This is a genomic window from Sediminibacterium sp. GW821-FHT12F12 (genome assembly GCF_058806635.1).
Genome location: NZ_JBXAPW010000005.1, coordinates 17,387 through 38,738, shown reverse-complemented (window position 1 = coordinate 38,738; position 21,352 = coordinate 17,387). Strand labels below are relative to the sequence as shown.

The window sequence follows — 21,352 nt, the reverse complement described above, 5'->3', positions numbered from 1 at the left end:
GTCAGGAGTCGGGAGTTGGGAGTCTGGAGTCTTTCACAAGCCACTCCAGACTCCCACTCCTGACTGCAGACTATTTTAACGCCATCCTTAGTAGCTTTACCCTTATTTTACAGCACATTTGCAAGCATGCGTCTACTGTCAGGTCGGAAAATATGGTTGGGGCTGTTGTTACTCCTGCTCGGAAACAGTGCGCTGCAGGCACAGTCCCGTTTTGGACAAACGGGCAATCTGCAGACAAATACTGCTCCGATTACATACGACAGCCAGGGCAGACCGATGAAAAAGAATACCGGCAATGATTCTTTGCAGCGGCGCGACAGGAATGCTGACTCGATCACTATTTTCTATAAATACTTTGATTCCAGCAGGCTGCGTACGATTGATTCCTCGATCAATGATTTTACTACCCGTTTTCCCTTGCCCTATTATTATCATACACTCGGTAATTATTCAACGGCGTCGCAGTCTTATTTTTTCAATCCGATTTTGAAGCCTGGTTTTGATGCGGGTTTTCATCAATACGATATCTACAGTTTTACGGTGGAGGGAACTAAACTGTATCAGACCACGCGGCCGTATACAGAACTTTCTTATGTGCTGGGTAGCAAAGCAGAACAGTTATTAAGTGTTACCCATACCCAGAACCGCAACAGTAATCTTAATTTCTCGGTAGAGTACCGGTTCAATAATGCACCCGGCAACCTGAAAAACCAGAATGCCAGTCAGAATAATTTCCGCTTTGTAACGCACTATCAGACGCTGAATAAGAAATACGAGAACTTCCTCGTATTTATCTCTAACAAAAGTGCTTCTTCTGAAAACGGGGGATTGCAGGATGTGGCCAAACTGGATAGCCTGGCTCTGAATGATCCCTATGAACTGGAAACCCGTTTGGGTAAAGCCGGTACTGCCGGACGAAACCCCTTTAATACTGCGGTGAATACCGGTAATATCTACAAGAATACCACTTTCCTGTACCGGCATCATTTTGATCTCGGCTCAAGGGATTCTTTGGTAACAGATTCGGTTACCTACCAGTTATTCTATCCCCGGTTCCGCATAGAACATACGTTCCGCTACACAACCAGTAACTATAATTTTTTCGATAAGTTCGTTGACTCGGCCAGGTATCAAAAATATTTCAATTATACTACGCGCGACAATCAGCCCATCAGTTTCAAAGATGCCTGGAGCGATCTATACAATGAATTCAGTTTGATTTCTTTCCCCGATAAGAATAATCTTTCACAGTTTCTGAAAGCCGGCATTGCCCTGCAGAACCTGAAAGGAACTTTTGATGATTCGGTAGAGACGATATCGTTGTACAACCTTTCTTTACTGGGTGAATACCGTAACCGGACACGTAATCAGGTCTGGGATATTGAAGCAACCGGTCAGTTATATGTGAATGGATTTCATTCAGGCGATTATGCAGCGTATATCAGTATGAAGCGGATGCTGGGGAAAAAGCTGGGCTACCTGAATATCGGGTTTCAGAATGTGAACAGGGCACCTTCTTTTATTCTTAACCCGATCAGCCGGTTTCCGGTGGCTAACCAGGGTGCTTATGGGAAAGAGAATGTGATCCGCTTTTTTGCATTATACGAGAACCCGCGAAATGGCTGGAAACTGGGCGGAGAGTATTTTGCCGTGAACAACTATATGTATTTCGACAGTTTCTTTTCAGCCAAACAATATGCCACGCTGTTTAATGTACTGCATCTGACCGCAGAGAAAAAATTCCGTCTTTCTAAATACTGGAACTGGTATACAGAAATACATCTGCAGCAAACCACCGGACAGCCGCCTGTCAATATTCCTTTTATCTTAACCCGCAACCGAATTGCATTTGAAGGAAATTTTGCAACGAATCTTTTCCTGTCTACCGGCCTGGAAGTCCGCTATACAACCGCGTATAAGGCTGATGATTATTCACCCTTTATCGGCCAGTATTTTGTGCAGAATACCAACACCATTTCCAACCGGCCGGATATAACGGCATTTATGCATTTCAGGATCAAAAGTTTCAAAGGATTTCTACGGGTAGAGAATCTGAATACATTGAATGTGAAGAATGGGTTCTCTTTCAATAAACCCAATTTTATGACCACTTACAATCCGGGAACGGGGCTCTGGACCCGCTTTGGTCTCTGGTGGAACTTTGTAAATTAACGGAGCGGACGCTTAGTGTTTCAGTGCCCTTTTTTTGATCATACCGCCCCGGGTATCTTTCACACTGTTCATTACGACGAATGCGTGCGGATCAATTTTTTCAATTTCGGTATTCAGTTTGTTCAGTTCCAGTCGGGTAACCACTGTGTAAATGATATCGATATCATTCCTTTCGCCATGGCTTCCAAATCCACGTTTTCCTTTATATACGGTTAACCCACGACCAATTTTTTCCATGATCATCATCCTGATTTCTTCGCTATGGGGCGATACAATCGTTACACCGGTATATTCCTCAATCCCCTCAATTACAAAATCCAGTGCTTTGGAGGCAACGAGGTAGGTAATCATGGAGTAGAGGGCAGTTTCAACAGAAAGGAGATAGGCGGCCGCGGAAAAAACGAGCACATTGAACATGATGATAAAATCACCGATGGTAGTACCCAGTTTCTTACTCAGGAAAATGGCCAGTACTTCCGTACCATCTATCACAGCGCCACCTCTCACTGAGAGTCCGATACCTGCGCCCAGAAAAAAACCGCCAAAAACAGAAACCAATAATTTATCATGGGTGATTTGCGGAAAATGCACGAAAGCAACTGTGATAGCCAGACCGGTAATAGCGATGGCTGTTTTGATGGCAAAATTCCGGCCAATTACTTTGTAGCCGAGATACACAAAAGGGATATTCACCGTGATCAGTAGAATGTACAACGGTATATCCGACAGCTCTGAAATCAATAGTGAGATACCCGTGGCACCGCCATCTATAAAATCATTGGGTAAGAGAAAGCTTTCAAGGCCAAACGCGGCAGACATGATACCTGCTGCCATAAAAAAGATATCCCTGACTAACCGTAACAGGTTAATCTTCAATTCGCGGAATCCTTTGGCAAGTTCATAATCAGAATAATCTGCTTCGCCCCGTTCGTTTTCATTTTTGGGGTGCAGTATGGTTCTTGTAATGATTTTTGTCCAGAAAGAATTCATTCAAATGAAGATACAAAAAAAATATTTCTTTGATGTGGCTACGTTTCAAAATAGGCAAGACTACCACCCACCCATTCTTTATCTTTGTTATAGCGCACTCCGATCATTTTCCCTTTACTGAGTCTTGCAAGGTTATTGGTAGCCACAGGTCTGGCTTCTCCTTCTTTCCAGAAATAAAAAATCCTGATCTCTACTTTGGCAGAGATATCCGGGGTAGGTATAACGGCTGCATACTGCACTTTTTTCTGCAGGATCCAGTTTTGCGGGTCGGAAACTTTGGCAATATCTTCTTTGGTCACATCAATCACCACACCTTGTCCGGCAAAAGAGAACAGGGGTTTTAAAACATAATTCTCCAGGTCAGCAGGGATCTCGCTTAGCTGATTCAGGAACCAGGTTTTTGGAACATAGGGGTGATCGATAAACGGTAAAGTGTATTTACTGATGCGATAAAACCAGTTGGGATGTGGCACCCATTCCACATCCAGATCGCTTAAGAGTAATTTTCCCTTTTCCTGGATTGCTGCTGATTGTTGCTGCAGGTCGTCGAATATGATCCGGTTATAGATTCTGTGTACCGCTGTTTTCTTTCCATCTTTCAGGTAAAATAAATGCCGTCCCTCCTGTATCAGCTCAGTTAAACATACAACAGGAATCCCAACGTAATCCGTAGTGCAATAAAAATCAATCCTGGTTTTCTGCTGATGGGGCAGGATCTCCAGCAGGATCACATTTTCCGGCTGGTGTTTGCCCAAGATCACTTCGCGGAGTAACTGCTGGTAACTCTCTTTCGTAAATCCATTCAGGTAAGTATGATAGTTGGCCGGGATGTCGAAATGTTTCCGGGTTACTTCATCGTGCCAGATCTGGTAAGCGAACAGGGTAGGAAAGCCCTGCATTTCGATCAGCTGGGGTTCCAGTTCTCCACTTGCATTCTCACAGATCCCGAAATCAAAAGCGATAAAATGAGTATACGCATTTTCATTCGGCACTTTTACTTCCGGTGGTATGGCATGTGCACTGATGGAACTGAAGTTAAACTGTGTAATTACGTCTACAATACTTTCGCAGGCGGACAGGACTTTATCTTTAAAAATTTTATCAATAAACACCGGTGTTTCTGCCACACGGAATTCGATGGCTCCCGGGTGTTTACTGTGTAATTCCCTTAGGTATGCTTCGTATTTCTCCGTGGTGAAATTTTCGTTGAAATGTTTTCTGACAGAAGGTACCATATAGCTGTATTTGGCTTTGCCTGAAAGTAAAAAATCCTTTTCAATACCCGAAAGATTTTTTAGCTGACTGATTAGTTGTATTTTCCAGTAACAGCTATGCAGTTATTCTGTTATTTTTCAAATGTCTGTACATGGTATTCTTGCGCAATAAATACTTCTTGTCCTTTTTTTCCGTTTTCCTGCTGCTGACAGGATCTGCGCAGGTGTTGCGTGTAGATAATATCACTGTTGAGGCTGGCAAAGCGGAGACTATATATTCCCTGTTTGCCAATACTTTTAAATTGCCGGTGTTGTTTCGTTATCAGCCAGCAGGTGCAGCCGAAACCGGAAAGGTCTGGTTGGGCAATATGGCGGTGTCTTTTACCCGTTCAGATAAAGACACGGCCTTTTTCAGCAAGCTTTCACTGGAACCGCTGCAGCACGGTGAAGCACTGATACAGACACTGACAGGCTTTGGTATATCACTGAATCCTCCTGACATAATTACCCAGCCAGGTACTGAAGGAGAACAATGTAACTGGAAAACGATCGGTGTGCGCGATCTCTGTTCAGAATGGTTACAGGTAGTTATCGCAGATGCACTCAATCCTGCTTTCTTTGCCAGTCAAAGGGCCAACGCTAAAAAAGTATTTGCGGAAAAAGAGGGCGGAGCATTGGGTGTACGGTCAGTACAGAAAATCATTCTGACTACTACCGATGCAGCAAAGAGTTTACAGGCCTGGGTCAGTATTCCCGGCGTTCAACGTTTGGCCGATCTTGGTTTTCGTTTGATAGATGGGCCCGTCATTCTGGTAGAAAAAGGCCATTACAATGCAGTTAAGGAACTGGTGGTGCAGGTGCAATCACTGGCTGCTGCTGAATCATTCCTGCTACAAAAAGGATTGTTACAAAAAGAGGGGAACAAAACCCTGATCCTTCCGGCTGCGGTGCAGGGATTGCGGATACTGCTGGAACAATAAATGAGGTTTTAGGCTACTACCATTTCTCCGATGGCCATATTCAGAAAATTGGGCAGCACGTGCTGGTAGGTCCACATGATCTTTTCCGGATCCTGCAGCTGCTCTACCATGCTTTTCCATTTTGCTTCGCCATGGTTTTCTATCACCGTTTGTTTTTTGTCTTCGCGCAGCAGGTACATATGCATACCGGTAGCATCAGCTTCGGGGTGAAATTGGGTTCCCAGAAAATGGTCATTAAAACGTACAGACATAATGGCCCTTTCATAAGGTACATGGGGCCGGTCTTTTTCTATGGCCAGTATTTTCCCACCCATCTCGCGTAAGCGGGCATGATTGGGTTCTATTACCTGGTAATCGCGGCTGTCTACACTGTAAAAGGGATCTCTCAGTCCTTCAAATACTTTTTCCTGTTTGCCATCTTCAAGCATGTGAATCGGAAATACCCCGAAGGCGGTTGATCTACGCTTGCAAACAGTACCAATTCCGTAATGCCGGCAGGCTAATTGAAAACTGTGGCAGATAAAAAAAACATGTTTTTTAGCAGCATCCTCTGCCTGCCTGTTCCATTCTTCTATCTGGCCAAGCCAGGTAAAATACTGTTTTTCCCACTCGGTGTTCACGGTTTCTAAGGGAGAGCCCGGCCCACCACTGGAGATATAAATATCAAAGGAAGTATCAGGTACTTCGTTTTTTACACGCACATCAAATTCCTGGCAGATCAGTTCTATCTGGTTCGCCGCTTCCCATTGTAAAAGGATATCCCTGATACAACGCATACCCTGGTTGGCCTGACCCTCATACAGATCCAGGATTGCCACCCGCACATATGTATTCTCTTTGCCACTCATAAGCCGCGAAAATAGGGATTTTTAAAAGTTGGTAGTTAATAGTTAAAAGTTAATAGTAAGGAGGCACTTGTTTTTGTAATATCAACTATTAACTTTTAACTATTAATTATTAACTCTTTATTCCAGACTCCTACAAGTAGCTCAAATTGGTTTTAGGTGAAATGGCCAATAAAGTCTCGTACATCAGTTTAATGGTCTCTTCTATATCCCGTTTGTGCAGCATTTCAACCGTGGTATGCATATAACGAAGGGGGATGGAGATCAGTACTGACGGACATCCATCATTGGCATAAGCGAAACTATCTGTATCGGTTCCGGTACTGCGACTCAGGGTTCTGAACTGTACAGGAATCTTGTTCTTGGTGGCTACGTCTTCCACTACTTTCAGCAGTTTGTTATGAATGGCCGGGGCATAGGCTAAAGAAGGGCCTTTGCCACACTGGATATCGCCTTCGATAGCTTTGCTGATCAGCGGGGTGCTGGTATCATGGGTTACATCGGTGATGATGGCAATATCTGGTTTGATCCGGCGGGCAATCATTTCTGCACCGCGTAAACCGATCTCTTCCTGTACGGCATTGACAATGTATAAACCAAAGGGCAATTTTTTCTTGTTCTGCTTCAGCAAACGGGCTACTTCGGCGATCATGAAACCACCCACCCGGTTATCAAAAGCGCGACCGATAAAATAATCATAAGCCAGTTCGTCAAAACCTTCTTCATAGGTAACTACTGCACCGATATGAATACCCAGTGCCTCCACTTCTTTTTTACTGCGGGCACCACAATCCAGTGTCAGGTTATCCACCTTGGGTTGCGGTTCTTTCTGCTCCGGGTTGCTCATGCGCGTATGGATAGCGGGCCATCCGAATACCGCTTTCACAGGCCCTTTTTTACCATGGATCCACACCCGTTTGGCGGGAGCCACCTGGTGATCCACACCACCATTGCGTTTCAGGTAGATCAGTCCCTGTTCATTGATATAGTTCACAAACCAACTGATCTCATCCGCATGGGCTTCTATCACCACTTTAAAAGGAGCGGTAGGATTGATCACGCCCACCGCAGTTCCGTAAGCGTCGGTAAAATGGGTATCTACCAGTGGTTTGATATATTCCAGCCAGATTTTCTGTCCGCCACTTTCAAAACCTACCGGAGAAGGGGTATTGATGTAATTTCTGAAAAAAGCCATGGCTTCATCGCTGAGAATGGATTTGGCTTTTGATTTAGAGGGTGTTTTCGCTTTTGCCATTAGGGTTATTTTATGAATATCATACCTGCGATACCGCAGATTGCTTTAACGAGCATTAATCCGTCAATGATTGCAAGATAATAGAGAATGCTTTTACGCCGGTGCATTGAATAGGCTACAGTTATCAACAATAGGAACGGGATCATGTTAATGAGAATCGTAGGTAAAGGAAACCCACGGATAGTGGTAAATACCAGAAACACGGCCAGTCCCGCCAGACTCAAAGGAATCAATAACGAGAATATGGTAAACCGTAAGCCATATCTCACTACAAAGGTTTTTAGCTGGCTGTTGTGATCCGCAGCATAGTCTTTGATATCGAACATGATACAAAGCATGGTAATATACATGAGGTTTTTCAGGGTAAGCAGGAACATAAACAGGTTGGGAGGATCCAGCCGGTTATGTTCCATATCACTAAAAATCACTGGATATACCGTTACGGCCCCGGCCCATACAAAACCGATCACAAAAGGTTTCAGCCAGCCGTTTCTGCGTAGGTTTCTGGTACTGGAACCCGGCGAAACACTGCCATAATACAAAGCGGCCATTATCGGGAAAATGAGAACCAGCAGCCAGCGCCAGCCCTCCAGGTGAAACAGGTTTTTCCAGTTTTCACGGAGCAGGTAACTGCCGGTTGTAAGGCATACAATGGTTAATGCCAATTGCGACCAGCCAATCAATACCCGGTTTTTGGCATACCAGGCGGTTCTTTTGTTATGGTGTAGCGGATCCGTAACGGGTTCCGAAATATAGGCATGTGTATAATAGAGAACCGTAGCCGCAAAAACAAAAAGGTAGTAGGTTATACTGTTCAGCGGAATATGCTGCTGCAGGTTGGCTTCGATGGATAAAGCAATGGCGCAGAAACCGTAAAAATAGTTTCCAAAAAAGAGTAATCTCGTTAAACCATTCAACCTGTTTATTTTAATAGGATGATATCGCCACTGGTAATGGTATCGCTCATGTTCTGGGCCTTGTCTTTTAACCAGAATTTGAAATAAGCGGTATCGTTTTTGGTGCCACAACCGGTAATGGGGCTGTATCCCTGTACATTGGCATTGTATGCATATCCCAATTCCAGCGTGCCTTTCAGATTCGACGTTCCTGTAAAATTGGGGACTTTGTTTTTGCTGATGAAAGTGGCACCTGGTGTGGCAGGACAGTTACGGGAAAATTTCTGTACCCATAAAGTATCCTGAATATCACCCTCCTTATCAGTAAATTCCAGTTGAAACAGCAAAAGATCACCCTGGTTCAGGGTAGTGGCATTCACACTTTTGATGCTGATCTGGGGTTTGGTGGTATAGGTATCTTTCTTACAGGCATAAAACATCGCCGGGATTGCCAATAGTATCAATAATTTTGTCTTCATTCGGGTCACTTTCATTTCAAATTTAGTTAAAACATTACAATACATAGCTGTGGACGCAATTGATGTTAACAATATTTTCTCTCTTTCTGCCGATCCGGCTGCTTTCAGGGAAGCCTGTTTACAAACATTCCGGTTTCAATACCAGGAGAATCCTGTTTACCGCGAATGGTGCAGCCTTACCGGAACAGATCGGGCTGCTGTAAAGACGCTGAATGCTATCCCTGCGTTGCCCATCTCATTCTTTAAAAGCAGGGAAGTCATGAGCACTTCCTTTGTTCCGCAAACTGTTTTTGAAAGCAGCGGCACCACCCAAAGCCTCACCAGCAGGCATCTGGTAAAAGAAGTTGCTATTTACCGGCAGAGTTTTGTGCAGGCTTTTATACAGTTTTACGGAGATATAACAGACTGGTGTATTCTCGGTTTGCTGCCTTCCTACCTGGAGCGTCAGCATTCCTCCCTGGTGATGATGGTAGATGAGCTGATCCGTTTAAGCGGTCATCCCGCCAGTGGTTTTTACCTCGATGAACACGACCTCCTTTCAAAAACCCTGCAGCAACTGGAAGCTCAATCTCAAAAAACACTGCTGATCGGTGTAACTTTTGGTCTGCTCGATTTTGCCGCTGCTTATCCGCAACAACTCAAACATACCGTGGTAATGGAAACCGGGGGAATGAAAGGCCGCCGAAAAGAACTGACTCGTGCAGAAGTACACCACTTATTGATGGATGGACTCGGCGTTGGTTCGGTACACTCGGAATATGGCATGACGGAACTGCTGAGCCAGGCTTATTCACAGGGAGAAGGCCGGTTTACCTGTCCGCCCTGGATGAAAGTACTGGTGCGGGATGAGGAAGATCCCCTGGCTGTGCAGGAATCGGGGAGGGGCATATTGCAGGTCATAGACCTCGCCAATATATACAGCTGCTCTTTCATCGCCACAGAAGACGTGGGCAGGGTATACGAAGATGGCAGTTTTGAAGTATGGGGCAGGCTGGATAATAGTGATATCAGGGGGTGTAGCCTGTTGGTGGTGTAGAAGCTCGAAGGCAATTGAGAATTAAAAATTAAAAATTAAAAAATATAGGGAGAAAATTTGCTTGGTTGGTATCCCTGATTCCCTTTATATTTGCAGCCCTGAAACACCAATTGTTAATTACTAATTTCTAATTATTAATTAATGATAATCTGCCCAGATGGCGAAATTGGTAGACGCACTGTGTTCAGGTCGCAGCGCTCGCAAGGGTGTGCTGGTTCGAATCCAGTTCTGGGCACAAAAACCTTATAGACTTCCCGTTTATAAGGTTTTTTCTTTTCACCAGCTGTCGTCACCGGGTAAGCGCATGCAGCCTATTTTATCCAAACGACTTTCTGTCGCTGTTTTCTACCACAAATTTTCGGTGTTTTATGCAGGTATTAGGGTGTTTATAGCGTTGTATGTAGTCCGCACATGGTGTAAATTGCCCGTGCAATCATGCAGTGAAAAGCTGTTTCAGTATGGCAGATTGTCATTGTAACATCATTTTCCGCTGCTTTGCCGGTAATGGGCATGCGGGATGGTGTTGGATGGAGCTGGTGACAGTCAATCAGTTAGAAAGAAAATTCGGGTTAAAACGAATGGATTTTGTTTGCATGTATTAGCCGGTATGCGATGTTTTTTGCGGTAGAACAATATCCAAAATACAGTAACTTTGCACAAACAGATATTTAGTTAATATCCAAAAGTTTTAAAGGAGTACCCATAATGAGAATATTGATTGCAGACGATCACACCCTGATCAGGGAAGGTTTGAGGAAGATATTGGTTGAGTCGTTTCCGTTTGCAGATATACATGATGTGTCTGATTCTGCCGATCTGCTGAAAAAAGCGATCCAGGAAAAATGGGATATCATCATTTCAGATATCAGTATGCCCGGTTACTCTGGTATTGAAATCTTAAAGCAGATCAAAGAAAATGCACCGCTGACACCTGTGTTGATGTTAAGCATGCATGCTCCCGAACAATATGCCGTTCGCTCACTGAAAGCCGGTGCCTCCGGTTATCTTACCAAAGAGAGCGCCCCTTATGAATTGGTGAAAGCAGTACAGCAGATTCTCAGTGGCCGGAAATATATCACCAGCGAAGTAGCCGAAGTATTGGCCGGTTCCATTGAACAGAATAATACCCAGGCCCCCCACGAACAGCTTTCAGACCGCGAGTTTGAAGTCTTCAAAATGATCGTTTCAGGCAAAAGTATCTCCGCTATTGGCGAGATCCTTTCGCTCAATGTGAATACGATCAGTACCTACCGCTCCAGGATCATGGAAAAAATGCATTTACAAAGCAATGCCGACCTGGTAAAGTATGCGATCATGAATAATATTATTTAAGGGACTTGCTTCTCAAAAGCGGATTGTAGTACAATAACTACAAAATAACAATATTATACTATTTTCCAGGTCGTTTTATATCATTTTCTTTACACAATAGGGAAGGCTATATTTAATCCGCTTTCCGCTTACCTTATCAATCGATATCCTTAGAATTCACTATCCTCGGAAATTCCATCAATGCTTACCGGTTGCTTGCCATTGTAATGCATTTGCTTACACAAAATTTTCTCCTAGAAAAACCAAGGGACAAAACTGAATAACCCTGTAACATTCCTTGTTATAGGGTTTTTCTTTTGTATGATCGGGCAAATTATTTTTTCGATACGCTAACAGGAAATTTCCAGGCCAGGGGGCACTATGAATTACTTCTGTGTTGGTAGTAGATTAACTACAACAGCTCGATGGGCAATGCTACAATGCATTTTCTGCTACAGGTCTATCTTCGGAGCATCTATTTATTACATGATGGAAAATAAAGGGCTTAAGGTTCTGCTGATTGATGATACCGTGATGATACTCCAGCATCTCAAAACGATCCTGGCAGAAGTGAAAGATATTTCCAGTACGGAGTCTGTGACCAGTGCCGAAGAAGCATTGGTGTTACTAGACGGCTACCAGCCGGATGTAATGGTGCTCGATATTAATATGCCGGGGATGAGTGGAATAGAAATGTTACGCCGCCTCCATCTTCGCAGCATGATCAAGCCGGTTGTCATCATGCTTACCAATAATACTTTTGCCGGCTATCGCGATGAGTGCATGCGTTTAGGCGCTGATTACTTTCTGGATAAGTCGCGCGACTTTTTACTCATCCCTTCCATCGTGGAAAAAGTGAAAGAGAAAAACCTGATGCAATACTGATTAGCCCGATATCAGATTCCCAATACTTCCCTCAGTTTGGAATAACCGGCTTTGCTTACCGGTAGTTTTACCCCGATACTTAATACAGCCAGGTGGCTTTCTTTTTCATAAGGGTCGATCCTGGTAATCAGTTGTACATTGATGATATAGGACCTGTGTATGCGGATAAAATTCTGAGACTCCAGTATTTCTTCAAAATAGCCCATGGTTTTATTCTTGAGGAAAACGCCATCAGCCGTGTGGATTTTCACATAATCATCTGCTGCTTCGAGGTAACGGATAGTTGCCGTGGGAATGATCTTTACTTTGCCATTGTCCTTTACCACTACCCGGTTCTGTTGCACAGGGGTGAGACCGGAACTGTTCAGCAGGTCTGCCGTTGTATTTTTTCTTTCCTGCTGATTTTGCATTTGCCATTTCTGTATCGCTTTGCCAAAGCGTTCCTTGCTGAAAGGTTTCAATAAATAATCCACCGCATGCGTTTCAAAAGCTTTGATCGCATATTCTTCAAAAGCGGTGGTAAAAATCACTGCCGGCGGATTCTCGATCAGTTCCAGCATTTCAAAACCATTGATTTTGGGCATCTGTATATCGAGGAATACCAGGTCGGGCTGGTGCTGCTGAATGGCTTTGATGCCTTCAAAACCATCGTGGCATTCCTGCACCAGTTCCAGCTCGGGAAAATCCTGCAGATATTCTTTTACAATGCTTCTTGCCAGCATTTCGTCGTCTATGATAATTACTTTCATAAGATTAATGATACTGCGGTATCAGAATGGTGGTGGTGAATAAGGTTCCTGTTGTATGGGTTTGTAACAGATCGTGCCGGGCAAACAATAAATACAAACGACGTCTGATAGATGCCAATCCGAACCCCGTTCCCTGTGTGCTAATGGCTGTTTCTTCATCGTAAGGGTTGGTGATGGTGAGTTGTAATTGCTCGTTGATTACAATCGCATCAATGGTGATCAATACAGCTTCGGTAGTATCATATAAACCGAATTTGATCGCATTTTCCACGATCGGCTGCAACAACAGGGAAGGTACTTTCATGTTACGGGCAGCATCATCGATGGTTACGGCTGTTTGCAATCGTTGCCCAAACCGTACTTTCTCAATATCGAGGTATAACTGTAAATGAGTCAATTCTTCTTCAAGAGAAACCCATTGGTGATCGTCTCTTTTTAAAGTGCCCCGCAGAAAATCAGATAACTGCTGAATCATATGCCTTGCTTTCTCCGGCTGACTGCCGGCCAAGGCACTGATAGAGTTGAGGCTGTTGAATAAAAAATGCGGCTGTAGCTGCTGCCGCAGTTGTAAGAGCTCTGCATCTTTGGTCATTTTCTCTGCTTCTTCTTTTCGCCTGTCGGCGGCCTGCTGTTCCTGTAAAGTGTACCATAACAGGCTCAGGATACCCATGCAACCGATCATCAGAAAGCCAATTACATACCGTATGTAGATTGAGTTGTCAAGAAAACGCAGATACGCCGGATCTCCCCCCAGGAAAAAACGCAGGGCGGTTTTGATTACCCATAACCAGACACCACTCAGCACCACACTCATCAGTAATACATACCAATACCTTTCTTTCTGCGGCAGATAGTATTTCATGTTATTGGTGATCAGCAGACAACTGGCAGCCAGTAAAAGATTGCAGAGGATCCCGTCGGTCAGACTTTGCCGCAGCGTGGCGCCGTAACTGCTGATCACCATTACCTGTACCAACGCCCATACCAGCCACCAGACGGCAAATGTGATGCGGAAACGGGAGGCGTTGGTGACAGGACTGATCATGGGTTATAATGACTGTATAAATTGTTCTGTACAGCGTTCGGACAAATATCTTGATTTTACCTGTACCGTATGCTGGTAATTGTCGCCATCAGGATCCTCGTAGATCCGGGAATACACTTCTGCACCATCTGAGAGTTCTTCGAGTGGATGCAGTTCGGTTACATTGATGAATTTCCAGTGAACGGCCTGTTGCAGACTGTTTTCAAAACAATCCTGCTCCTTACTGCCAATCAGTTGGGCTTTGTTAAAAGCCTGCAGCTCATCTTCTGCACAGATCAACCGGAGTTGTTCATCAAATTGGGCTGTATGGTTACCGGGTCCGCAGATGATGCGGTAAACCAGTTTTGCGAGGTACCAATGCATGGAGCTAGTAATTAGTAGTTAATAATTAATAGTTAATAGTTAAGGGGCTGTAAAACAACTTCAGACCCCTAACTCCAAACTATATTAGTAGCTTCTGATTTCGATGCCGCCGAATACGGTGGTTCCTTTGAGGATCAGTACTTTACTGGGATCGAATGTGCCGGGTTGTGCGGGGCGTTTGTCTTCGATGCCGGCAAATACAGCCACGGCTTCTGTACGGATTTCCCAATGGGGAGGAACCACGAGTTTGGTGCCGCCGAATACCTGTATGATTTCGATGCTGACCGGGCCGGTAATATCTGCCTGGCTCAGGTTATATTCAGCACCTCCCATAAAACAGATGATCTCGCCCCCTTTAAAATCTTTGGATGTGATTACTTTTTTAACGCCACCGAATACGGAAGTGCTGTTGATCACATCTTCGGATGATTGTGTTTCATACCCTGTGCCAAAATTCAGATTATCATCCAAACGCCCCCATTTGTCTTTCATTCTGTCACTGTACCATTTTTTTTTAGGACGGAATATGAAGATCAGACCGACACCGATGATGATGATGGGCCAGAAATATGGTTTAAGATTGGTATCGATCATCATTTCATCCCATAAAAAGAATACACCGATGCCTGTCATGATCAGCCAGGAAGCATTGGCAAACCGATGTTTCAGTCCGGTGGTGATGCCCACCACTATCAGTATCATGGGCCAGCTGAATAACCATTCAGGTAAATCAGCTCCCAGTTTTTGTACCAGCAATGCGGCACCTACCAGTATTAATACGAGTCCTGTCCAGAACCTGTCATGTTTTTCGCTGGTGAATCCCCGTTGTCTTTTTTCGTTGTCCATTGGTTTTATTTTATACAGCAAAACTATTGGGCAATAGCAGGCAAGTCAATCCGTTTTAGGCTGTTAGCCGGAAATAGCCGGTAAGTGGCAGGAAACTGTCGGTAAAAAAAGCAGGGATTACTGGTTGCCGGCAAATTTGGATTGCCAGCCGATGAGAATCACCCCTGCAATCACCAGCGCAGTCCCAAAGATCTGTGCCGGAATGATCTCTTCCCCGAGAAACCAATGTGCCTGCAGAATGGTAGATACCGGGCCGATACTGGTAATGATGGATACATTGTTGCTGCCAATGCGTTTCATGCCATTGCTCATCATAAAAGAAGGCAGTACGGTGGCAATGATGGCTAGTGCAATCCCATACCCCACCAGGGTGCCGGTAAAAGGAATTTCCTGCACCCGGTGGGTTACCAGAAAATGAACGAAAATACCTGCCGTGGCAGCCAGCATAGCATACGCAGTATACCTTGTTACGCCCACCCGCTGTACCATACGTCCTGTACCCACCAGATAAAAAGAGTAGGTGATGGCACAGAGAAAGATCATAAAGGAACCATAATAAAACCGGGGATTAGAAGTATCCAGTTTCATCTCGCCAAAATAGGCAATGCCGATACCCAGGTAGGTCAGCACCAACGCGATCAACTGCACCCTGCCCAGTTTTGTTTTGAAATAAAAAGTATTGATCAGTACCGCAAAAGTGGGGTAGAGGAAGAGGATCAGCCTTTCCAGTCCGGCAGAAACATATTGCAGTCCGATAAAATCAAATAAACTACTCAGGTAATACCCCAGTATGCCCATTGTGAGAATCAGCAACCAGTCGCGGCGGGTGAGCAGCTGTTTATTTTCTTTTCTGGCCACCAGCCAGGCTGCCAGCAGGTAAAAAGGAAGAGAGAACAACATCCGCATGCTCAGCAGGGTAACGGCATCTACCTGTGTAGCGTGGAAAGCGAGTTTTACAAGAATGGCTTTGGTAGAGAAAAAGATCGCTCCCAGAAGGGTGATAAGAAAACCGGCGAGCGTGATCTTTTTGTCCATAAACCAGGATCAATAGTATACAGAATATAGGGTGGTTCAAAACATGCAAGCCCTGACCCCCCTTTTTTTTGATTAAGCACTTACATTAAAATCACGCAGCGCATCATTCAGGCTGGTCTTGAGATCGGTGCTGGCTTTCCGCTGACCGATGATGAGGGCGCAACTGACGCTGTATTCGCCGGCATTGAATTTTTTGCTGTAACTGCCGGGGATCACCACACTTCTGGCCGGAACCCGTCCCTTGTATTCAACAGGTTCTGCACCGCTTACATCAATGATCTTGGTAGACTGGGTCAATACCACATTGGCGCCCAAAACAGCTTCTTTCTCCACGATCACACCTTCTACCACGATACAGCGGCTGCCGATAAAACAACCATCTTCGATGATCACCGGACTGGCCTGCAGGGGTTCCAGTACACCACCAATGCCTACGCCGCCGCTCAGGTGTACGCCTTTGCCTATCTGGGCGCAGCTGCCTACGGTGGCCCAGGTATCTACCATAGAGCCTTCGTCAACAAACGCACCGATATTTACATAACTGGGCATCAGTACCACGTTTTTGGCGATATAGGCGCCATAGCGGGCAACGGCATGGGGTACAGCCCTCACACCCAGTTCTTTATAATTGCTTTTCAGCAACATTTTATCATAGAACTCGAAGGGAGGCAGGTTCCAGGTCTGCATCTGCTGTATACCGAAATACATCAGAATGGCCTGTTTAACCCACTCATTCACTACCCATCCGTTGTCGGTTGGTGCAGCTACCCGGAGGCGGCCCTTGTCTACTTCTTCAATCACTGCTCTTACGGCTTCTGTATAAACAGTATCTTTTAAGAGTTCCCGGTTGGCCCAGGCTTCCTGGATCTGTGTTTGTAAAGACATGCGTATTTTTTTTGCAAACATACAGTATGAAAACTTTATGGGAACTTTGTGTTGTAATTGTTCTGTCACAATCAGTAATTTGCCATTATAAACAGCTTTCCCAATCTATGCTGCCATTCAGTAATGATATTGACTATTGCCTGGAGAAACTGCAGGAAGGCGGGTTGATACTCTATCCCACAGATACCGTATGGGGTATTGGCTGCGATGCCACTAATCCTGTGGCGGTGGAAAAAATCTACCAACTGAAACAGCGGGTCGACAGCAGGGCCATGATTGTACTGGTGGCCGATGAGCGGGAGATATTGAAATATGTTACCCAACCCGAGTTACAGATCTTCGACTATATCAAGGGGGTTACCCGTCCCACAACAGTGATTTATGAAGGAGCTGTTGAACTGGCCGATAACCTGCTGGCCGAAGATGGTTCAGTGGCTATCCGGATCTGTGAAGATGAGTTCTGTAAAAACCTGATCAAGCGATTCAGGAAACCGATTGTGAGTACTTCGGCCAATATCAGCGGATATCCCTCCCCCATGTGTTTTACCGATATTGAACCGGCCATCGTAAACGGCGTGGATTATGTGGTTAGCTACCGGCAGGAAGAGACCGAATACCGAAAGCCATCCTCCATCATTAAATGGGAAAAAGACGGAACACTTACTATTATCCGACCCTGAGCATTCCCGGTTTTACTACAGGAAATTCCATTTGTATTGACAGAAAATGTGACTGGCATATAGTCCTGTTTCTGTGGCAGAAATATTTCATAGATAAAGCTGAAAATACTTGCATTCTTCAATAATATGAAGTAGATTTCTATAGCATATTACAAACATGACCCGAATCGTTATCGATATTCCCAACAACAAAATGCAACCTTTTCTCAAGGCCATCCTTGGGTTGGGACTGGATTCTCATGTAATACGCACGAACCGGAAGCGACAGCCCTTTCTCCGGCAACGCAGGCTGGCCAAATCTCTTCAGAAAATTTCTTCCAGTTTTATTTTATTTGATTGGGAATTTTTCAGCAATGAGCTGGAGTACGAGTGAACGGTCTGTTCGATAAATCTTTTCAACCAACTCCCTGTACTTGATTAATTTTACGCCATGCAGCAAATACTGGTGATACAAACTGCTTTTATCGGGGATGTGGTACTGGCAACCGGGATCCTTGAAAAATTACATGCCCATTTTCCGGATGCGCAAATCGATATTCTTGTGCGTAAGGGAAATGAAACCCTGTTTACCGGCCATCCCTTTCTGCGTGAAGTAATCAGCTGGGATAAAAAAACAGCCAAATATGCCCACCTGCTGGCCGTATTAAAACAGATCCGTAATACCCGTTACGATATCCTGATCAATGTGCAGCGGTTTGCTGCTACGGGTTTGCTGACGGCTTTTTCCAGAGCCAGGCAAACTATCGGATTTGATAAGAACCCCTTCAGTTTTTTATTTTCAGATGTGGTACGTCATATCATCAGCGAGAATGACCATACGATGCATGAGATAGAAAGGAATCACCAGCTGATCCGTTCTATCACAGACAATAAGGCTGGTAAACCCAGGTTATATCCCTCTGCCGCCGATCAGGAGGCAGTTCGTAAATGGAAGCAGCAACCCTATGTATGTATTGCTCCGGCTTCTGTATGGTTTACCAAACAATTCCCCAAAGACCAATGGATAAAACTGGTGAATGCATTACCACAAAACCTGCAGGTATACCTGATTGGTGCTCCATCGGATAAGGAATTATGCGAAGAGATCCGCAGCGCTGCGTCTCACAACAACGTAGTTAATCTGGCTGGCAGTCTCCGGTTTCTCGAATCAGCGGCCCTGCAGCAGGATGCGGTGATGAATTATGTAAACGATTCTGCACCCATGCACTTTGCCTCTTCGGTTAATGCACCGGTTACGGCCGTATATTGCTCTACCATACCGGCTTTTGGCTTTGGCCCCCTGTCTGATAACAGCCATATTGTAGAAGTGGCCACTGCTTTGCCTTGCCGCCCCTGTGGTTTACACGGCAAAAAAGCCTGTCCGGAGTTACATTTTAACTGCGCAAGGCAGATCACTACCGAACAACTGCTGGCTGTGTTGCCTAAATAATTAATTGGCAAAGCACCTTACATTTGCAGCAGATGGAGATTCAATGTACAGATAGGGAGTTAGCAATATTGGAGAAGATAGCCGGAGCGGCCGATGCGTTGTCGGTTCCCTGTTACCTGATCGGTGGGTTTGTGCGCGATAAGATCATTGGTCGGCCCACCAAGGATGCAGATATTGTTTGTATGGGCGATGGGATAGAGCTGGCGCACAAAGTGGCCGATGCCTTTCAGCCGCGCCCCACCGTGGCCTATTTCAAGACCTTTGGTACAGCACAGATCAAACTGGATGATTTTGAGATAGAATTTGTAGGCGCCCGTAAAGAAAGTTACAGCCAGGATAGCCGCAAACCCGAAGTGGTTCCCGGTACGCTGGAAGATGACCAGAACCGCCGCGATTTCACCATCAATGCACTGGCCATCAGCCTGAATAAGGCAGATTTCGGTAAACTGGTGGATCCATTTGACGGATTGGGGGATATTGAAAGAAAATGTTTACAAACTCCGCTGGCGCCTGTTCAGACTTTCAGTGACGATCCACTTCGGATGATGCGGGCGATCCGTTTTGCCTCACAACTGCATTTTGAGATTGCCGAAGAAACTTTTCAGGCAATTACAGATAATGCACAGCGTATTAAAATTGTTTCGCAGGAAAGGATTACAGATGAACTGAATAAAATCATGCTCAGTGAGAAACCTTCGGTGGGTTGGGACCTGTTGTTCCGCTCCGGACTATTGGCCCTGATCTTTCCGCAGATGGTAGACCTTTACGGGGCAGAATATGTGGATGGGAAAGGGCATAAAGATAATTTCTATCATACACTGCAGGTGCTGGATAATATTTCAGCGAACACGGATGATCTCTGGCTCCGCTGGGCGGCCCTGCTGCATGATATCGGTAAACCCGCTACCAAAAAGTTTGAAGAGGGCCATGGCTGGACCTTTCATGGCCATGAAGTAGTGGGGGCGAGAATGGTACCCAAAATTTTCACCCGTCTTAAATTGCCATTGAATGAACGGATGCGGATGGTACAGAAACTGGTGATGCTGCACCTTCGGCCCATCAGTCTTACCAAAGAAAATATCACCGACAGCGCCATACGCCGCTTGTTGTTTGATGCGGGTGAAGATATTGATCACCTGATGATGTTATGCGAAGCGGATATCACCAGCAAGAACCCGAACAAAGTAAAACGGTACCTGAAAAATTTTGAACTGGTGCGTCAGCGACTGGAAGCTGTGGAGGAAAATGACAAAATCCGCAACTGGCAGCCACCCATTTCCGGGGAGATGATCATGGCCAAATTCGGGTTATCGCCCGGCAGAACGGTGGGCGTGATCAAAGATGCTATCCGCGAAGCCATCCTCGACGGACTGATCCCCAACGATTTCGATGCGGCACACGCTTTTATGCTTCAAAAAGCTGCCGAACTGAACTTGTCGGCGGTGGAATAAATTGTAATTTTGTGAATGGGCAATGGTGAATGGTGAATTGTCAGTAGTGAATAGTCAGTGGTGAGTGTTTTTGCAGGATATGCCAATAAACCAATAAACGAGTAAACCAATAAACAACACAACCGAATGGCTATATTAAAATTCAGGATCTATCTCGAAGAAGATGATGCAGTGTACAGGGATGTGGTGATCAAACACACGCAGCATTTCCAGGAATTGCATTTTGCGATCTTGAAATCTTATGAGTTTGACTCAAAACACAAAGCCACTTTTTATCGTAGTAACGATAACTGGCAGAAGGGAAGAGAGATCAGTTTTGAACGCTACGATAAACCGTATGTGGTGGAACCTTTATTAATGGCTGATGTAACCATCGGTTCCGAGATCCGTGATACCAACCAGAAATTTGTGTACGAATACGACTTTGAAAAACATTGGGTGTTTCTGGTAGAGCTGATCAATGTGAGTAAGGAAGAAAGCAGTAAGATCACTTACCCTTCTGTAACCCGCGTAGAAGGAATTGGTCCGCAACAGTATGGCACCAAAAGTCTGCTCGGAGACAAATTTGCCGACATAGAAGAGAAATACGACCTCGCCGAGGCGGCCGAAGGATTTGGAACCGAAGGCGAAGAGGGAGATACAGAAGCCGATGAAGAAGAAGCGGCAGACGATAGTACGGGACAGGAAGAAGATTTTTAGGATCGGTTGTCAGGTAGTGGTTGCCTTTACAATTGTAATTGATGTGTTGGGCTGTTTTTAGTTTTCAGGTCAAACCATCCATCTGTTTTTCTATTTCCTCATCTTTT

At 45.0% G+C, this 21,352-nt stretch carries 22 protein-coding genes and 1 tRNA gene; 11 read left to right on the top strand and 12 right to left on the bottom strand.

The window, feature by feature from the left end:
• The first annotated feature begins 126 nt into the window (after positions 1-126).
• Entirely contained in the window at positions 127-2,172 is a 2,046-nt protein-coding gene (locus AC1RNB_RS09120; protein ID WP_493082364.1) for a putative porin, read from the top strand.
• Between the two features lie 12 nt (positions 2,173-2,184).
• Here AC1RNB_RS09120 and AC1RNB_RS09115 read toward each other — a convergent pair whose 3' ends face one another.
• Both AC1RNB_RS09115 and AC1RNB_RS09110 read right to left on the bottom strand, forming a co-directional pair.
• A complete protein-coding gene (locus tag AC1RNB_RS09115; RefSeq protein WP_493082363.1) occupies positions 2,185-3,162 on the bottom strand; it encodes a YitT family protein in 978 nt (325 codons plus the stop codon).
• A gap of 38 nt (positions 3,163-3,200) precedes the next feature.
• Positions 3,201-4,397: a hypothetical protein gene (locus AC1RNB_RS09110; protein ID WP_493082362.1), complete on the bottom strand. Its 1,197-nt coding sequence runs from the start codon at positions 4,395-4,397 to the stop codon at positions 3,201-3,203.
• Between the two features lie 131 nt (positions 4,398-4,528).
• Here AC1RNB_RS09110 and AC1RNB_RS09105 point away from each other — a divergent pair, with 131 nt between their 5' ends.
• Complete coding sequence (locus AC1RNB_RS09105; protein WP_493082361.1) at positions 4,529-5,356, top strand: hypothetical protein; 828 nt, start codon at positions 4,529-4,531, stop codon at positions 5,354-5,356.
• An 8-nt stretch (positions 5,357-5,364) separates the two neighbouring features.
• On the opposite strand, the gene AC1RNB_RS09100 is transcribed toward AC1RNB_RS09105, so the two are convergent.
• The 4 genes from AC1RNB_RS09100 to AC1RNB_RS09085 all read right to left on the bottom strand — a co-directional run bounded on the left by AC1RNB_RS09100 (position 5,365) and on the right by AC1RNB_RS09085 (position 8,831).
• Positions 5,365-6,204, bottom strand: a complete 840-nt coding sequence (locus tag AC1RNB_RS09100) for a type 1 glutamine amidotransferase (protein WP_493082360.1) — start codon at positions 6,202-6,204, stop codon at positions 5,365-5,367.
• 130 nt (positions 6,205-6,334) lie between these two features.
• Complete coding sequence (locus tag AC1RNB_RS09095) at positions 6,335-7,456, bottom strand: M42 family metallopeptidase (protein ID WP_493082359.1); 1,122 nt, start codon at positions 7,454-7,456, stop codon at positions 6,335-6,337.
• A 5-nt stretch (positions 7,457-7,461) separates the two neighbouring features.
• A complete protein-coding gene (locus tag AC1RNB_RS09090) occupies positions 7,462-8,373 on the bottom strand; it encodes a UbiA prenyltransferase family protein (protein ID WP_493082358.1) in 912 nt (303 codons plus the stop codon).
• 5 nt (positions 8,374-8,378) lie between these two features.
• A complete protein-coding gene (locus tag AC1RNB_RS09085; protein WP_493082357.1) occupies positions 8,379-8,831 on the bottom strand; it encodes a hypothetical protein in 453 nt (150 codons plus the stop codon).
• A gap of 49 nt (positions 8,832-8,880) precedes the next feature.
• On the opposite strand from AC1RNB_RS09085, the gene AC1RNB_RS09080 reads away from it, so the two are divergent.
• The 4 genes from AC1RNB_RS09080 to AC1RNB_RS09065 all read left to right on the top strand — a co-directional run bounded on the left by AC1RNB_RS09080 (position 8,881) and on the right by AC1RNB_RS09065 (position 12,063).
• On the top strand, positions 8,881-9,867 hold the full coding sequence (locus AC1RNB_RS09080; protein WP_493082356.1) for a LuxE/PaaK family acyltransferase: 987 nt from the start codon (positions 8,881-8,883) through the stop codon (positions 9,865-9,867).
• A gap of 151 nt (positions 9,868-10,018) precedes the next feature.
• Positions 10,019-10,102: transfer RNA gene (locus AC1RNB_RS09075), tRNA-Leu, on the top strand.
• Between the two features lie 470 nt (positions 10,103-10,572).
• Positions 10,573-11,199, top strand: coding sequence for a response regulator (locus AC1RNB_RS09070; RefSeq protein ID WP_490835853.1), 627 nt, complete (start codon positions 10,573-10,575; stop codon positions 11,197-11,199).
• Positions 11,200-11,664: 465 nt separating this feature from the next.
• Entirely contained in the window at positions 11,665-12,063 is a 399-nt protein-coding gene (locus AC1RNB_RS09065) for a response regulator (RefSeq protein ID WP_493082355.1), read from the top strand.
• A gap of 11 nt (positions 12,064-12,074) precedes the next feature.
• On the opposite strand, the gene AC1RNB_RS09060 is transcribed toward AC1RNB_RS09065, so the two are convergent.
• The 6 genes from AC1RNB_RS09060 to AC1RNB_RS09035 all read right to left on the bottom strand — a co-directional run bounded on the left by AC1RNB_RS09060 (position 12,075) and on the right by AC1RNB_RS09035 (position 16,986).
• Positions 12,075-12,812: a LytR/AlgR family response regulator transcription factor gene (locus AC1RNB_RS09060; protein ID WP_493082354.1), complete on the bottom strand. Its 738-nt coding sequence runs from the start codon at positions 12,810-12,812 to the stop codon at positions 12,075-12,077.
• 4 nt (positions 12,813-12,816) lie between these two features.
• Entirely contained in the window at positions 12,817-13,857 is a 1,041-nt protein-coding gene (locus AC1RNB_RS09055) for a sensor histidine kinase (protein ID WP_493082353.1), read from the bottom strand.
• A 3-nt stretch (positions 13,858-13,860) separates the two neighbouring features.
• Positions 13,861-14,220: a DUF4288 domain-containing protein gene (locus AC1RNB_RS09050; protein WP_493082352.1), complete on the bottom strand. Its 360-nt coding sequence runs from the start codon at positions 14,218-14,220 to the stop codon at positions 13,861-13,863.
• 84 nt (positions 14,221-14,304) lie between these two features.
• On the bottom strand, positions 14,305-15,066 hold the full coding sequence (locus tag AC1RNB_RS09045; RefSeq protein ID WP_493082351.1) for a LiaF transmembrane domain-containing protein: 762 nt from the start codon (positions 15,064-15,066) through the stop codon (positions 14,305-14,307).
• A 117-nt stretch (positions 15,067-15,183) separates the two neighbouring features.
• Positions 15,184-16,101, bottom strand: coding sequence for a DMT family transporter (locus AC1RNB_RS09040; protein ID WP_493082350.1), 918 nt, complete (start codon positions 16,099-16,101; stop codon positions 15,184-15,186).
• A 72-nt stretch (positions 16,102-16,173) separates the two neighbouring features.
• Positions 16,174-16,986, bottom strand: a complete 813-nt coding sequence (locus AC1RNB_RS09035) for a 2,3,4,5-tetrahydropyridine-2,6-dicarboxylate N-succinyltransferase (RefSeq protein WP_493082349.1) — start codon at positions 16,984-16,986, stop codon at positions 16,174-16,176.
• A 107-nt stretch (positions 16,987-17,093) separates the two neighbouring features.
• Between AC1RNB_RS09035 and AC1RNB_RS09030 the strand changes: the two genes are divergently transcribed.
• The 5 genes from AC1RNB_RS09030 (at position 17,094) to AC1RNB_RS09010 (ending at position 21,245) form a co-directional block, all read left to right on the top strand.
• On the top strand, positions 17,094-17,666 hold the full coding sequence (locus tag AC1RNB_RS09030) for an L-threonylcarbamoyladenylate synthase (protein ID WP_493082348.1): 573 nt from the start codon (positions 17,094-17,096) through the stop codon (positions 17,664-17,666).
• A 157-nt stretch (positions 17,667-17,823) separates the two neighbouring features.
• Positions 17,824-18,039 (top strand): hypothetical protein, encoded by a 216-nt coding sequence (locus AC1RNB_RS09025; RefSeq protein ID WP_493082347.1) that lies wholly within the window; start codon positions 17,824-17,826, stop codon positions 18,037-18,039.
• A 57-nt stretch (positions 18,040-18,096) separates the two neighbouring features.
• The gene (locus tag AC1RNB_RS09020) at positions 18,097-19,095 is read left to right on the top strand and encodes a glycosyltransferase family 9 protein (protein WP_493082346.1); all 999 of its coding nucleotides are present in this window, start codon (positions 18,097-18,099) and stop codon (positions 19,093-19,095) included.
• A 32-nt stretch (positions 19,096-19,127) separates the two neighbouring features.
• On the top strand, positions 19,128-20,546 hold the full coding sequence (locus AC1RNB_RS09015) for a CCA tRNA nucleotidyltransferase (RefSeq protein WP_493082345.1): 1,419 nt from the start codon (positions 19,128-19,130) through the stop codon (positions 20,544-20,546).
• A 126-nt stretch (positions 20,547-20,672) separates the two neighbouring features.
• Entirely contained in the window at positions 20,673-21,245 is a 573-nt protein-coding gene (locus AC1RNB_RS09010; protein WP_493082344.1) for an IS1096 element passenger TnpR family protein, read from the top strand.
• The last annotated feature ends 107 nt before the right edge of the window (positions 21,246-21,352 follow it).

Excerpts from the sequence above, each read along its gene's own strand:
- AC1RNB_RS09040 (WP_493082350.1), bottom strand. The coding sequence starts at position 16,101 with ATGGACAAAAAGATCACGCTCGCCGGTTTTCTTATCACCCTTCTGGGA.
- AC1RNB_RS09095 (WP_493082359.1), bottom strand. The coding sequence starts at position 7,456 with ATGGCAAAAGCGAAAACACCCTCTAAATCAAAAGCCAAATCCATTCTC.
- AC1RNB_RS09055 (WP_493082353.1), bottom strand. The coding sequence starts at position 13,857 with ATGATCAGTCCTGTCACCAACGCCTCCCGTTTCCGCATCACATTTGCC.
- AC1RNB_RS09115 (WP_493082363.1), bottom strand. The coding sequence starts at position 3,162 with ATGAATTCTTTCTGGACAAAAATCATTACAAGAACCATACTGCACCCC.
- AC1RNB_RS09085 (WP_493082357.1), bottom strand. The coding sequence starts at position 8,831 with ATGAAGACAAAATTATTGATACTATTGGCAATCCCGGCGATGTTTTAT.
- AC1RNB_RS09060 (WP_493082354.1), bottom strand. The coding sequence starts at position 12,812 with ATGAAAGTAATTATCATAGACGACGAAATGCTGGCAAGAAGCATTGTA.
- AC1RNB_RS09020 (WP_493082346.1), top strand. The coding sequence starts at position 18,097 with ATGCAGCAAATACTGGTGATACAAACTGCTTTTATCGGGGATGTGGTA.
- AC1RNB_RS09050 (WP_493082352.1), bottom strand. The coding sequence starts at position 14,220 with ATGCATTGGTACCTCGCAAAACTGGTTTACCGCATCATCTGCGGACCC.
- AC1RNB_RS09015 (WP_493082345.1), top strand. The coding sequence starts at position 19,128 with ATGGAGATTCAATGTACAGATAGGGAGTTAGCAATATTGGAGAAGATA.
- AC1RNB_RS09105 (WP_493082361.1), top strand. The coding sequence starts at position 4,529 with ATGGTATTCTTGCGCAATAAATACTTCTTGTCCTTTTTTTCCGTTTTC.
- AC1RNB_RS09065 (WP_493082355.1), top strand. The coding sequence starts at position 11,665 with ATGATGGAAAATAAAGGGCTTAAGGTTCTGCTGATTGATGATACCGTG.
- AC1RNB_RS09035 (WP_493082349.1), bottom strand. The coding sequence starts at position 16,986 with ATGTCTTTACAAACACAGATCCAGGAAGCCTGGGCCAACCGGGAACTC.
- AC1RNB_RS09100 (WP_493082360.1), bottom strand. The coding sequence starts at position 6,204 with ATGAGTGGCAAAGAGAATACATATGTGCGGGTGGCAATCCTGGATCTG.
- AC1RNB_RS09030 (WP_493082348.1), top strand. The coding sequence starts at position 17,094 with ATGCTGCCATTCAGTAATGATATTGACTATTGCCTGGAGAAACTGCAG.
- AC1RNB_RS09120 (WP_493082364.1), top strand. The coding sequence starts at position 127 with ATGCGTCTACTGTCAGGTCGGAAAATATGGTTGGGGCTGTTGTTACTC.
- AC1RNB_RS09045 (WP_493082351.1), bottom strand. The coding sequence starts at position 15,066 with ATGGACAACGAAAAAAGACAACGGGGATTCACCAGCGAAAAACATGAC.
- AC1RNB_RS09110 (WP_493082362.1), bottom strand. The coding sequence starts at position 4,397 with ATGGTACCTTCTGTCAGAAAACATTTCAACGAAAATTTCACCACGGAG.
- AC1RNB_RS09070 (WP_490835853.1), top strand. The coding sequence starts at position 10,573 with ATGAGAATATTGATTGCAGACGATCACACCCTGATCAGGGAAGGTTTG.
- AC1RNB_RS09010 (WP_493082344.1), top strand. The coding sequence starts at position 20,673 with ATGGCTATATTAAAATTCAGGATCTATCTCGAAGAAGATGATGCAGTG.
- AC1RNB_RS09025 (WP_493082347.1), top strand. The coding sequence starts at position 17,824 with ATGACCCGAATCGTTATCGATATTCCCAACAACAAAATGCAACCTTTT.